Annotated in this window: 16 protein-coding genes; 3 read left to right on the top strand and 13 right to left on the bottom strand. The window is 40.7% G+C overall.

From position 1 onward, the window contains the following. Positions 1–213: 213 nt before the first annotated feature. Positions 214–438 (bottom strand): hypothetical protein, encoded by a 225-nt coding sequence (locus J7I96_RS25790; RefSeq protein ID WP_214773318.1) that lies wholly within the window; start codon positions 436–438, stop codon positions 214–216. Positions 439–570: 132 nt separating this feature from the next. On the opposite strand from J7I96_RS25790, the gene pdaB reads away from it, so the two are divergent. Further along, positions 571–1,323: a polysaccharide deacetylase family sporulation protein PdaB gene (pdaB, locus tag J7I96_RS25785; RefSeq protein WP_214773319.1), complete on the top strand. Its 753-nt coding sequence runs from the start codon at positions 571–573 to the stop codon at positions 1,321–1,323. 92 nt (positions 1,324–1,415) lie between these two features. On the opposite strand, the gene J7I96_RS25780 is transcribed toward pdaB, so the two are convergent. Then, complete coding sequence (locus tag J7I96_RS25780; RefSeq protein ID WP_214925804.1) at positions 1,416–2,096, bottom strand: KinB-signaling pathway activation protein; 681 nt, start codon at positions 2,094–2,096, stop codon at positions 1,416–1,418. Between the two features lie 137 nt (positions 2,097–2,233). Here J7I96_RS25780 and gerD point away from each other — a divergent pair, with 137 nt between their 5' ends. Next, positions 2,234–2,794, top strand: coding sequence for a spore germination lipoprotein GerD (gene gerD / locus J7I96_RS25775; RefSeq protein ID WP_214773321.1), 561 nt, complete (start codon positions 2,234–2,236; stop codon positions 2,792–2,794). Between the two features lie 43 nt (positions 2,795–2,837). Here gerD and J7I96_RS25770 read toward each other — a convergent pair whose 3' ends face one another. From J7I96_RS25770 to J7I96_RS25750, 5 genes are all read right to left on the bottom strand, one after another. Then, complete coding sequence (locus tag J7I96_RS25770; protein ID WP_214773322.1) at positions 2,838–3,896, bottom strand: Mrp/NBP35 family ATP-binding protein; 1,059 nt, start codon at positions 3,894–3,896, stop codon at positions 2,838–2,840. Positions 3,897–4,035: 139 nt separating this feature from the next. After that, entirely contained in the window at positions 4,036–4,752 is a 717-nt protein-coding gene (gene cwlD / locus J7I96_RS25765) for an N-acetylmuramoyl-L-alanine amidase CwlD (RefSeq protein WP_214773323.1), read from the bottom strand. Between the two features lie 82 nt (positions 4,753–4,834). Next, complete coding sequence (locus J7I96_RS25760; RefSeq protein ID WP_034304952.1) at positions 4,835–5,260, bottom strand: DUF2521 family protein; 426 nt, start codon at positions 5,258–5,260, stop codon at positions 4,835–4,837. Between the two features lie 550 nt (positions 5,261–5,810). Then, positions 5,811–6,341, bottom strand: coding sequence for an ECF transporter S component (locus tag J7I96_RS25755; RefSeq protein ID WP_214773324.1), 531 nt, complete (start codon positions 6,339–6,341; stop codon positions 5,811–5,813). Positions 6,342–6,572: 231 nt separating this feature from the next. Then, the gene (locus tag J7I96_RS25750; RefSeq protein WP_214773325.1) at positions 6,573–7,121 is read right to left on the bottom strand and encodes a TetR/AcrR family transcriptional regulator; all 549 of its coding nucleotides are present in this window, start codon (positions 7,119–7,121) and stop codon (positions 6,573–6,575) included. Between the two features lie 170 nt (positions 7,122–7,291). Between J7I96_RS25750 and J7I96_RS25745 the strand changes: the two genes are divergently transcribed. Next, positions 7,292–8,740: a DHA2 family efflux MFS transporter permease subunit gene (locus tag J7I96_RS25745; protein ID WP_214773326.1), complete on the top strand. Its 1,449-nt coding sequence runs from the start codon at positions 7,292–7,294 to the stop codon at positions 8,738–8,740. Between the two features lie 125 nt (positions 8,741–8,865). On the opposite strand, the gene rpsI is transcribed toward J7I96_RS25745, so the two are convergent. The 6 genes from rpsI to J7I96_RS25715 form a co-directional block, all read right to left on the bottom strand. Continuing rightward, a complete protein-coding gene (gene rpsI, locus J7I96_RS25740) occupies positions 8,866–9,258 on the bottom strand; it encodes a 30S ribosomal protein S9 (protein ID WP_034304957.1) in 393 nt (130 codons plus the stop codon). 20 nt (positions 9,259–9,278) lie between these two features. Further along, positions 9,279–9,716, bottom strand: a complete 438-nt coding sequence (rplM, locus tag J7I96_RS25735) for a 50S ribosomal protein L13 (RefSeq protein WP_034304960.1) — start codon at positions 9,714–9,716, stop codon at positions 9,279–9,281. 267 nt (positions 9,717–9,983) lie between these two features. Next, on the bottom strand, positions 9,984–10,724 hold the full coding sequence (truA, locus tag J7I96_RS25730) for a tRNA pseudouridine(38-40) synthase TruA (protein ID WP_251025378.1): 741 nt from the start codon (positions 10,722–10,724) through the stop codon (positions 9,984–9,986). A gap of 14 nt (positions 10,725–10,738) precedes the next feature. Beyond that, positions 10,739–11,536, bottom strand: coding sequence for an energy-coupling factor transporter transmembrane component T family protein (locus J7I96_RS25725; protein ID WP_048677921.1), 798 nt, complete (start codon positions 11,534–11,536; stop codon positions 10,739–10,741). Then, positions 11,536–12,402: an energy-coupling factor ABC transporter ATP-binding protein gene (locus tag J7I96_RS25720; RefSeq protein ID WP_214773327.1), complete on the bottom strand. Its 867-nt coding sequence runs from the start codon at positions 12,400–12,402 to the stop codon at positions 11,536–11,538. The genes J7I96_RS25725 and J7I96_RS25720 overlap by 1 nt, the downstream gene beginning before the upstream one ends. After that, entirely contained in the window at positions 12,378–13,217 is an 840-nt protein-coding gene (locus J7I96_RS25715; RefSeq protein WP_034304970.1) for an energy-coupling factor ABC transporter ATP-binding protein, read from the bottom strand. Before J7I96_RS25715 ends, J7I96_RS25720 begins: the two co-directional genes overlap by 25 nt. Positions 13,218–13,247: the final 30 nt, after the last annotated feature.

Genomic DNA, 13,247 nt, shown 5'->3' with positions numbered 1-13,247 from the left:
GTTTTCAAAGAGCAATTTGTTCGCCATCTCTCTTAGCGACTTTAATATCTTAACATCTTATTACCACTTCGTCAATAACTTTTTTCAAAAAGTTTTTATCATTCTTTTTCAAACGCTTTGACGTTGCAGCAACTTTTATAATATACCAGCGTATAAATCAATAGTCAATAGGTTTTTTGAATTTAATTCACTTTTAAAATTTCATGATTGATTTCACTTGGATAAATTCAATTTTCCCTTCATATACATTAGGATTTCCTCCTCGGTGCCCACCCTTTTAAACAGCCTGAAAAGGATATTATATTTCTCGTTTATTGCCCTTTTGACTATGTGGTCGATTCTTTCATCCTGCAAATCGAATAGTATTTCATCCATCTCTCTTTTTAAAAGGTACTCCAATTCCATCTTTTCTTTGTCATTGATCAATAAGCCGAGCATGGTTCACACCTCCATCAGACATCTTTCCCCATTCCCATCAATTTTATGAATTTTCAACCCGTTTTTTTGCATAACAATAATCCTCGCGCATAAATTTGAAGACAAGAGTACTTTGGACAAGGGGATGGATTAATGAAATTTTTCATGGTGCTTCAAGCCAAGAACATCAAGTATTATTCGTTAATTTTGCTTACCGCACTTTTTACCGCTTGGTTTCTTTTTGTACAAAACATTCTTCATGCTCCCGTTTTTTCAACGGAAGATGGGCCAAAAGCGGTTTATAAAGGGGAAAAGAATGTTGCGATCACGTTCAATATTGGCTGGGGTGATGAGAAAGCAGCTCCGATAATAGAGACATTAAAAAGAGAAAAGATTGAATCGGCCACTTTTTTCCTTTCGGGATCTTGGGCAGAACGCCACCCTGACATAGTAGCTGAAATTGTGAAAGAAGGATATGAAATCGGCATGCTTGGTTACGATTATAAGGATTATACCGAAATGGAAGATCAAGAAATCATCCGGGATATTTCTAAAGCCCAGGAAGCATTCAAAAAACTTAATGTAAAGAATATAGAACTTTTACGCGCTCCCACCGGCCACTTTGATAAACGACTCTTGAAGATCAGCGAGAAATTCGGATATACCGTTGTCCATTGGAGTATCGATTCGAAGGATTGGACCAATCCAGGTGTGGATCGGATCGTACAGAACATCACCAAGGCCCAAAAAGGGGATATCATTTTATTACATGCTTCAGACTCAGCAAAACAAACGAATAAAGCATTACCGGAGTTATTAAGTGAACTTCGATCAAAAAATTTAAACTTCGTTAACGTCTCAGAGATGATTTCCAATTCCTCGGCAAGCAGTGAGGAAGTCCACTGATGAAAAAAATGCGTACTAATGGTCTCCTTAAACCTTTAGTACGCATTTTTTATGTTTTGACTTCATTATGTAAGGTCCGGCTTTCATATGGGTTAGCTTCCTTTACCTAATTGACCGGCTTTCATCTTTCCCTTTGCTGGAGTTTGCTTGCGCCCTCTCCTATCGGCCAATTCCTTTTGTGAAATTTCAATCAATTTACCAAGGACCAATAATTGATACGCATTGCAAACTAGCAATGGAAACAGCATGAAGTAAAGCCAGCCTTCATCATTGGTTTTCAGGACAGGTACCCATTCCAAAACCGTGACCACAACCATGAAAAACAAGGCCGGTATGAAAGACTGTTTATTCGTTTGTTTCATTTTGAAATAAGCGGTAATAAGCCCTGCGGCCAATACAACCAATGCTAACACGATATACGAACTGATTCCCTCGCCTGAACCAAAGCTAAGATATCGCAGGTAAACAAGGTCGAATACAACAAAAAGAATGAGTACAAGTTGAACGGCATTCCATAAGGAAGCGCTTTTAAATATCCCCAGACCAAAACGATGTATCGTTAAATAGGCAAAAAAGCCGGCTTGGCTTATGACACTGAAAATTAATCCAACACCGAATAACCAAATAAAAGTTGATAGGATGGCACTGACTTCAAATGAAGAAAAATAAGGCTTAAACTCACTCCATCGAGCCAAGAAACCTACAACTCCGCCAGTTACGCCACCAATAAGCAATGTTGTTAAAAACAATTTAACTAAATTACGGCTGTTCATTGTTTTCCTCCATACATTTCTATTTCATTTCCTTAATTGTACCAACCAAATTTGGAAAAATCCACTTATTCCACCAAGGAATAATATCGCCGATTGGAACCATATTAACAGTAAGAAGGATGAAAGGGGCCCTGCGTATGAGAGTGGGAGTTGCTTTGCTTTTCACGTCATTCTTACTCGTTTGTTCCGGTTGTGCCCAAAATGGAGCAGGCGCAGAAAAAATGGAGTACGAAGAGACAAAGAAAATGGTCGTCGATATCTTGAAGACAGATGATGGAAAAAAGGCCATCCAGGATATCATTACTGATGATAAAACGAAAGCTGAACTTATTATGGATTCGGATGCCATTAAGAAATCCATTGAAGATATGGTCACTTCAGATAAAGGGAAGGAATTTTGGAAAAAGACATTCAATGATCCTGAATTTGCTTCCGCTTATGCTAAAGCATTAGAAGACGAACATAAAAAGATATTGAAGGACTTAACTGCTGATCCTCAGTATCGTGGAATGCTCATGGAAATAATGAAAGAACCGGATATGGAAAAAGAAATGAATAAATTATTAAAAACCAAGGAAATGCGATCGGTTTATAAAGAGCTGATCATCGAGACCATGGAGAGCCCTCTCGTCCAAGCGAAAATGCAAGAGAAATTGGATAAAGCAGCCACAAAAGCTGCCGAGAAGGAGAAAAAGTAAAAAAATGCAAGAAGGCTGATTCCCAATCGGAATCAGCCTTCTTTTAATGCAGTTTTTCAATGACCTTTTTAGCAATATCTTCGTAAATCCCGCCAAGCCTATGGTCCGCTGCGTAAATGGATGGAGCAAAGTCCTCTTCGTTCCAATCTGGCTGTTGCAGGGGAAGTTGACCTAAAACTTCTGTACGAAGCTCTTCTGCAAGCTTCTTTCCGCCGCCTTTTCCGAATACATATTCTTTTTCACCGGTCGTTTTACTTTCGAAAAATGACATATTCTCTATGACACCAATGACTTCATGTTCTGTCTTGATGGCCATGGCACCAGCTCTTGCAGCAACGAAGGCTGCAGTCGGATGCGGTGTCGTAACAATGATTTCTTTACATGAAGGGAGCATCGTATGTACATCCAATGCAACATCGCCTGTACCCGGCGGTAAGTCAAGGACCAAATAGTCCAAATCTCCCCATTCCACTTCATTAAAGAAACTGTTAAGCATTTTACCCAGCATCGGCCCTCTCCAGATGATCGGCGCGTTATCCTCTACAAAAAAGCCCATTGAGATAACTTGGACGCCAAACCGTTCTACAGGAATGATTTTTTCCCCGCGAACAACCGGTCGTTTTGTTATCCCCATCATATCAGGTACGCTGAATCCGTAAATATCGGCATCAACCAGTCCGACCTTTTTGCCTAGACGAGCAAGTGAAGTGGCTAAATTCACTGAGATCGTAGATTTTCCCACTCCGCCTTTACCACTGGCGATCGCGATGAATTGTGTCTTACTGTTAGGTCCAAGCAAACCTTGGTCCGCCTCACCCTGGGGAATGCTTTCACGATGCTTGGCTAATTCCTCTTCTGAAAGTTCCGTGAAACGGATGCCTACCGATTCCGCTCCGTTCGTTTTCAGCAAGTCCACAACTTCGGATTGCATTTGCATTTGCTCGGCAGTCCCCGTTTTCGCAATCGCAAGTTTAACGCTTACATGATTCTTTTCAGGTTTTATTTTGATTTCTATAATTCCATTTGTCTCTTCAAGGTTTTTATGTAGAAAAGGGTCTTTAAGATCCTTTAATAAATTCAGTACTTTCTCTTCTGTTAACAAGTCGAGCACCCCTTTGAATTTTATTTTCCCATTTTTCAGTATAACATATTACCGAAAGAAAACTTATTATCTGCCTTGCATGCGAGACCAGATTATTTCGCCATGATAAAAAGGCCTTGTACCTTACAAGACCCCGACATCACTCGTCATCCGATAGTTTTTCTTCTGTGAAGTACCGTAAAATCCCCATATAAATTGAACTGGCAATCTTTTCTTGGTATTTATCGCTGATAAGGCGTTCCCTTTCCTCAGAATTGGAAAGAAAGCCAATTTCCACAAGCGCTCCTGGTTTCTTAGCATAATTCAACAAATACACATGATTGATCGTTCTTGCATCACGCTTTGTATTTTCCAGGTTTCTGATGATTTCAGTCTGAATGAATTTAGCGACCTGTTCATTTTCCTCAAACCTGCTTGTATAAAAGGTTTGGGCACCTTTAGATGACGCCGATGGAAAAGAGTTCAGATGAATGCTTAAGAATAAGTCCGCTTCCGAATCATTGATCATTTTAACCCGATTCCGTAAGTCCTCCTGTTTTCGCTGGCGGATTCCCTTTGTATTACCCTGTGCCAGATCCTCATCCTTCTCACGGGTCATGATGACAAGTGCACCTTGTTCCTGCAAATAGTCCCTGACCTTTAATGAAACGGAAAGGGCAATTTCCTTTTCCATTATCTCTTGTACATTTGCCCCGCCGTCCATTCCTCCGTGACCCGCATCAAGAATGATGACCTTCCCTGCCAACGGGAGGTTCCAGGAGTCCCAAGAATCATCTTCAACGAATTTAAAAGTCACAATTAAAAAAAGGACAAACAATCCCATAGCTATTCCTGTATACTTCAGCTTTCTGCGCATGACCGTTCCCCTTCCATGATCTCTCTACTAAAAAGTATGGGACAAACCATGGAATTAGAACAAGGAATGGGATTTTGCCTTCTTAATGCAGTTTCATTTTATATCGTTTTTCTCCAGTCTTAAAACCGTCCAGCCACCAATCGCCTACAAATCCTTCACAACAATAAAACAATCCTTCATCGAAAGCGTTATTCGCTGTAACTTCCCGCCAATACAAAATAAAGTTAAAAAGAGTATCGACCAAAAACTTCTCTTCCTTCCAGCACCTGGACCTTACATCATCTTCCGACTCCCCATAATAGCCAAACTTACTATAGTTCGCTCCTAATAAATAAGCCTCGATGGCAACATCGAAGTAGCCTTCCTCCAAAACATCCATCAAATCCTGTCCGAAATAACGCTGAATCCTCCCCTTCATATCCTCGATAGAAAGTTCCCTGAGCAACCTGCGTTCGAACTTCAATTGCCTTTCCCTTTGCATCTCCTGTAAACCTAATATCACAGCCATAATTCACCTCCGGGGCAATTCCCCATTTCCCAAAATTATTTCCCAAGACATAATTTAGTTTTAGCGTTCTATTTTGAACCATTCATTTATTCCATTGGCAAAAATTAATGAGGATAGGTTCGGCAGGTAATTGAAATGCCTATCCTAGGCTATCTTCCATAAGAAGCTTAAAAGGACAGCCCAAACATTCGAGATGAAGTTTACTCGCAGAAAAAATTGATACTATCACCCGTAACCCGTCACTTTAGGATGCTACCCGAGGCAGACCTTGCGACTTGGGTAGCTCACTGCGCATGTCTTACATTGATCACAACTGATTATTCATGTCGTGTTCTTTTAAATTCAAGCCAGCTTTGTTATGTATCGATAAAAAGGACATCCTTGGGAAATGGATGTCCTTATCTAACATGATATTACATTTTATAATAGCGAATTTATTTAATACACACCTACTTGCCAGGATGAACTGCCAGAGGTTCATAAAGCTTTGTACAATATCCAGTTGATGGTGCAACACAAAGTTGGTATGGCTTCCTATATTCGTTTCATTTTATATCTGTCCAGCCCTTTTCTTTAATCGGCCAGCTAGCGGCACGACGATTATTCCGGCTATTACGACCTGCATTACGTTTCCGGGGATGGAGCCGAATGGCTGGATCCAGTTACCGTAAAGGATAACTTCAGTAAAATAATAGCCCACGATTTTTATGATCAATGCAACAGCAACGGCCAAAGTGTATACAAGTTCTCTTTTGCCCGGTACCCTTTCGGATATTAGGCCTGCTAGAAAGCCCATTGTTCCAACGATGACGAATGTAAACGGTGCCCATGCTGCCCACCCGGAGAAAAGATCGAAGAAGGCCATACCGAAGGCACCTGCTATCGCCCCTGTTTTTTTCCCATATACCAGTGCTGCTATAAAAAGGGGAACGTTGCCCAAATGGACCAGGCCGCCGTTACCCATTATCGGAAGCTTGATGTTGATGAACATTGTCGCTACAAGGGTTAACGCAATGAATAGTGCATTGATGACCAAGGCTTTTGTTTTAGTTGTTTCAATCGGTGAGTATGTTGAATTCATATGAAGTCCTCTTTCTTTTTTTAAGTATTATCATACTCCTAAACAAAGACTTAATAAATATCGATTTTACAAATAATTCTGTATTCCACAAATAAACTCATGTGTATACAAATGGGACCTACCATCCCCAACATCCGAAGCACCCTCCCCACGGCGTTAAATAAGGATTTATATCATGACACAGAAGGTTCATGGGGCGTGATGCGGCCATTCATTCTAACGGATTAAGAATCATTGCACTCTGTACATTAAATGAATTTGATTGGCAATATAATCTGAACTAAAATGAAGCCCCTTTCTTAACCACCATATTATAATGCCTGCCAAAGATGCCGTTTTAATGTCAATATCAACATAATCAGCAGGTAAATCCTTCTTGGTATTCTTCCTTCTTATTTCTACTAACTGCTTTAATAATGAAAACAATTGTTCTTCAAACTGATTCGTTTTAAATAAAATAAGTAAATAACTTCGATGGATATATAAATAATCAAGCAATTGTGTCAGCTGTTGTTTTTCCGATAAGTCTTTTGCATGCATTAAAGCAAAAATTTTCTCCGATAGCTCATTTAGAATCTCGTCGGTGATTTGCGTTAGTAAATCTTGAATATCCTGAAAATGCAGGTAAAATGTTGTCCGATTCAGCCCTGCTTTGGCTGCGATTTCCCGGACCGTTAAATTTGAAATGATGGGGTCCTCGCATAAGAGAGCAATTACCGCATTTTTAAACATTTCCCTTGAGCGAATTGTACGAGGATCTTCTTTTTTAGATATAGACATTTTAATCTCCTTTATAGATTTTCTTTAACTTTCTCAACAGCATATATTTCTATGTCGATTAGTGAACATTTTCAAGAAAACTGTTCATGGTAAGTAACATATATTTTTGTTACCATCGATTTTATCGACACAGTGTTGAGAATGCAAGCCAAAAATGAAGGGGTTTACGAATGGACATAACTGAAAGAAATAAAAAAGTTTTATTAATTGTGCTGATTGCCGGTTGTTTTTTATCAACATTGAATCAGACTTTATTAAATGTCGCATTGAGCGGTTTAATGGAAGTATTTCATGTAACGGCAGCAACTGTACAATGGTTATCTACAGGGTTTATGCTAGTGAACGGTGTTTTAGTGCCAATCACTGCCTTTTTAATGCAACGGTTTACAACAAGACAGCTTTTTATTAGCTCGATGTTCTTTTTGTTCATCGGCTCTGTACTTTGCGCATGTGCGGGGAATTTTGGCATGCTGTTAACGGGCAGAATGATTCAAGCAATCGGTGCCGGGATTATTATACCTCTAATGATGACGGTAATTTTATATTTATATCCTAGCGAAAAGCGCGGAAGCATCATGGGGACGATCGGCTTTGCGATAATTTTTGCCCCGGCCATAGCCCCGACCTTATCTGGTTTTATCATTGAATATGTTTCATGGAGATGGCTATTCATTGGGTTAATCCCATTCTTACTGATCGTCATCGTTCTAGCGTTCAAATACTTAATGAATGTTGCAGAGACAACAAAAGCAAAATTGGATATCACAAGTGTCATTTTATCAACGATTGGTTTCGGCTGTATATTATTTGGATTTAGTAGCGCAGGAAGCAAGGGATGGAATGACCCCGTTGTCATCACTGCAATAATCGCCGGAATGATCGTGTCGACTCTTTTCTGTTTGCGTCAAATGAAATCGAGCGAACCACTATTAAATTTAACTGTATTCAAGTATAAAGTTTTCACGCTTACATCCTTCATCAATGTACTAATTACGATGATCATGTATGCGGATTTAATCCTTTTGCCAATCTACTTGCAGAATGGACGAGGTTTTACAGCATTTGAAGCAGGTTTACTGCTATTACCAGGAGCTGTGATCAATGCCTTCTTATCCCCTGTCACAGGTAAAATGTTTGATAAATATGGTGCTAAGCCACTCTTTATTACAGGTTTGGTATTCATCATTGTTTCGATGTGGGGAGTCATAGATATAAGCGACTCAACGCCGTATATCTATATCATGGTTCGTACCATAATATTACGAGTTGGTTTGAGCTTCATTACCATGCCATTAAATACAGCAGGGTTGAATGCTTTACCAAGAGAATTGGGTTCCCATGGTTCAGCTGTAAATAATACCATTCGCCAATTGTCAGGTGCCATCGGGACAGCAGTTATCATCACAGTATATACCATGCAGGCAACATCACATGCCACTGAGCTATCAATGGAAAATGAAAACAATACAGCTATACAACTAGAGGCATTAGCTTCCATTCTTGGCTCAAGCGATGCCTATGTTTTCATGCTGGCCTTATCTTTTGTCGCATTAATAATTGCATGCTTCATGCCGAAAAGAGCCGCAATCAATAAAGGTGAAGGTGAATCTCAAAACTAAGATTGTTAACTGAAGTAGTTAAAATAAAGCATATCCGGGAGATCACGGATATGCTTTTTAATATTCCAGTCAAAAAAAAAGCCCCCAACCAATATGGTTGAGAGCCTTTCGAAACGGTAATAGAATTAACGTTTTGAGAACTGAGGTGCACGACGTGCGCCTTTAAGACCGTATTTTTTACGTTCTTTCATACGTGGGTCACGAGTTAGTAAACCAGCAGTTTTAAGAGATGGACGGTATTCTGGATCAACTTGTAGCAATGCACGAGCGATACCGTGACGGATTGCTCCAGCTTGACCAGTATATCCACCACCGCTAACATTTACTAGAACGTCGTAATTTCCAGTAGTTTCTGTTGCAACTAGTGGTTGGTTAACAACTTCACGTAATGCTGCAAAAGGAATGTATTCATTGATGTCACGACCGTTAATAACGATGCGACCTTCGCCTGGTACTAAACGTACACGAGCTACTGAGCTCTTACGGCGACCAGTACCATAATATTGAACTTGTGCCAAGATAGTAACCTCCTTAGTAATTATCCGCGTAATTCGTATACTTCTGGTTGTTGAGCAGCGTGTGGGTGCTCAGCTCCAGCGTATACGTGTAATTTTTTGTAGATTTGACGACCAAGAGAATTCTTTGGAAGCATACCTTTGATAGCAAGTTCAAGCATTCTCTCAGGGTAGTTTGTACGCATTTCAAGAGCAGTTCTAGTTTTAAGACCGCCTGGATGCATAGTGTGACGGTAATAAATTTTGTCAGTCAATTTTTTACCAGTCAAATGGATTTTTTCAACATTGATAAGAATTACATGATCACCAGTGTCAATGTTCGGTGTAAAAGTTGGTTTATGTTTACCACGTAAGATGGATGCTACTTCAGTAGAAAGGCGACCCAAAGTTTTGCCTTCAGCGTCAATCACATACCATTTACGTTCTACTTCATTAGCTTTCGCCATAAATGTCGTACGCATGGTTAACCTCCTAAAAAACTTTTTAATTTTTTATATTTATTTTCAATCACAATAAACTTCCGGGGCTTATCGTGGGATTAAAATACATACCATATTATATTAACTTCTCCCAGATTCATTGTCAAGGGAATGTTACACTAGGATAAGTTGTCTATAAAACACTCTCTGCAACTCCAGGAAAAGCTCAGTATCGCATCAAACCGCTCCATTACTGATTTCAGCCCATTACCCATTTGTAAAAAAACTGGTATCACTTTGAAAATATTTTTATTTGTAAAATACTTTCCATAAATACAAGCCTTGGGCAGGTGCTGTTTTCCCTGCAAAGCTGCGGTCCTTTTTGTCCAAAATCCCGCTCATATCTTGGGGTGACATCTTGCCGCTGCCGACATCCAGGAGCGTCCCAACCAAGATACGCACCATATTATATAAAAAGCCTTCGCCAACGAAGCGGAAAACCAGGAAATCATCGCTCTCTTCAAAATCCATTTCTTTTATGGTTCGAACTTTATCGACCACTTCCGTTTTTGCCGAACAAAAACTTGTAAAGTCATGTGTCCCTATCAAATAGGAGATTGCTTCCCTCATCGCCTTCACATTTAACGGGTACGGATAATGATAGGCGTAATTCCGCTTAAACGGATCCCGCAGTTTCGAACGGGCTACGATATAACGGTACTCTTTCCCAGTGGTATGGAACCTCGCATGAAAATCGTCAGGCACGATATCGACTTCCAGAGCGATGATATCGGTCGGAAGAAGCGCGCTGAACGCCTTTATCCAATTTTCAGTAGGGAATGTAAGGGGTGACTCAAAGTGAAGTACCTGCCCCTTTGCATGGACCCCAGAATCTGTCCTGCCTGAAGCAGTCACTTTTATAATTGTGCCTTTATGCATTTGGGCCAAGACTGCCTCGAATTCACTTTGTATGGTGCGTTTCTCAGGCTGCACCTGATAGCCAGCAAAATCCGTGCCGTCATAAGCGATCACACATTTATATTTTGGCATAGTTCTCTTCCTTATTATGAACGTAATAAAAATAACATGACCGTTAGAACACCTATTGAGACCATCAAAAGACTATCACTCGTCTTCCAGTTCAATTGGCGATATTTCGTGCGGCCTTCCCCGCCACGGTATCCTCTTGATTCCATGGCAGTTGCCAATTCCTCGGCCCGTTTGAACGAACTAACAAATAAAGGAACCAGCAGAGGTACAATCGATTTAACTCTGTCCTTTATCGGGCCAGAAGAAAAATCAACGCCCCTTGCAGTTTGGGCCTTCATGATTTTTTCCGTTTCCTCCATTAGCGTTGGGATGAATCGAAGGGCAATGGACATCATCAATGCCAGTTCATGTACAGGCATCTTCCACTTTTTCAAAGGTCCCAACAGCTCTTCCATCCCGTCTGTAATGGAAATCGGGGATGTCGTCAAAGTTAAAAGTGACGTAACAAGGATTAGTAAAGTAAATCTAATGGATATGAAAAAACCTTGAATCAAACCGCCTTCATAGATTTCAAACCACCCGTATTCAAAAAGCAATTCCCCTTCCTTCGTAAACAATATATGGAGAAGGAATGTAAATACGATCAAGAAAAAAATTGGCTTCAACCCATTATAAAGATAACGAAGCGGTATTTTGGAAAGACTGATCAAAAGGATGGTGAATACAGCAAGCAAACCGTAAGAAACGACATTATTCGCCAAAAAGACGACACAAACAAACAGGAACACGAGGAGCAGTTTAGCCCTTGGGTCCATCTTGTGCATCAATGAATTCGCAGGGACATAACGCCCGATAATCATTTTATCCAGCATCAGCGGTTCCCCCGTTTCATGGCTTTATCTATTTCTATCGCTAAATCACCAATATTAAGACATGGATGATCAAATCGAACACCAAGTTCCTTCTGGAGCTTTAGCTGAAAGCGGACCGTATCAGGAACATCCAGGCCTAGCTCCATTAATTGTTCCGGCTCTGAGAAAATTTCCTGGGGGGTTCCTTTTTTGAACACCGTACCCTTATGCATGATAATGATGTCATCCGCGTACTTGGCTGCATCCTCCATGCTATGGGTCACCAGAATCGTTGAAATGCCCCTTGCTTTATGGAGCTCATAAAACATATCCATGATTTCTTTGCGTCCTCGCGGATCCAGTCCCGCTGTGGGCTCATCAAGGACCAATACTTCCGGCTCCATGGCAAGTACCCCAGCGATGGCCACCCGTCGCATTTGTCCGCCGGATAAGTCGAATGGAGACTTCTCAAGAACTTCCTCATTCAATCCGACTTGCGCAATGGCTTTCCTGGCCAGTTTCTTTGCATCGATTTCAGAAACGCCAAAATTCATAGGACCGAAACATATATCCTTTTCAACCGTTTCATCAAATAACTGATGTTCCGGAAACTGAAAAACAATTCCGACCTTTTGTCTTATTGGCCGCAAAGCCTTTTCTTTTCTTCCGGCTTCAATCGTCCGATCCCCAATGAAAACCCGACCCTTCGTCGGTTTTAAAAGAGCATTCAAATGCTGCAGTAGCGTGGATTTCCCGGACCCTGTATGCCCGATGATTGCGGTATAGGTTCCCGGCTCCATTGAAATATTGACATCATGAAGGGCTAGATGTTCAAAAGGAGTATTCACCTGATAGCGGTATTCTACATCATCGAGTGTAATTCGCATAAATCCTTCACCAACTCTTCCTCTGTCAAATGCCCATCAACTACACGAACACCATTTTTTTGTAACTCCTTGGTTAGTTTCACTGAAAAGGGAATATCCAGACCAAGAGCAATCAATTCTTCCTCTAACTCAAAAATATCCTGAGGCGATCCTTCACGATATAACCGACCTTGGTTCATGACTATCATTCGATCAGCTTTCGCAGCTTCCTCAAGATCATGGGTGATTGATATGACAGTGATCTCGTTTTCCTGTTTTAATTCCCTAACTGTTTCAAGCACTTCTTCACGGCCTCTTGGGTCAAGCATGGAGGTTGCTTCATCTAAGATGATTATGTCTGGCTGCAAGGCTATTACACCCGCGATGGCCACTCTTTGCTTTTGACCGCCGGATAGATGGTGCGGCTCTTGATTAAGAAAGGCATTCATCTTAACCTTATTTAACGCACCATGAACACGCTCCACCATAACCTGCTGAGAAACACCGGCGTTTTCTAAACCAAAAGCCACATCATCCTGAACTGTAGTGCCTACAAATTGATTATCTGGGTTTTGAAAAACCATGCCAATTTTCTGGCGTACATCCCAAACGGATTCTTCTGTCAAAAGTTGATCATTAATCGTAATGGTACCTGAGTTAGCGAACTGAAGGCCATTCAATAACTTCGCTAATGTCGACTTGCCAGAACCATTATGTCCGACAATCGCTAGCCACTCCCCTTGATGAATATCAAAAGAAACATCATCCAAGGCGTTTCGAGACTGACCCTCATATTTAAAAACAATATTATTTAAAGAAACCAGCTTCTTCACCATGTGGCCCTCCTCATCCTCGACTGCACTCGC

The sequence above is a fragment of the Bacillus sp. ISL-78 genome (genome assembly GCF_018613455.1).
Lineage (GTDB): Bacteria > Bacillota > Bacilli > Bacillales > DSM-1321 > Peribacillus > Peribacillus frigoritolerans.
Note: the sequence above shows the minus strand (reverse complement) of the source record. Positions and strands in the feature narration are given on the sequence as shown.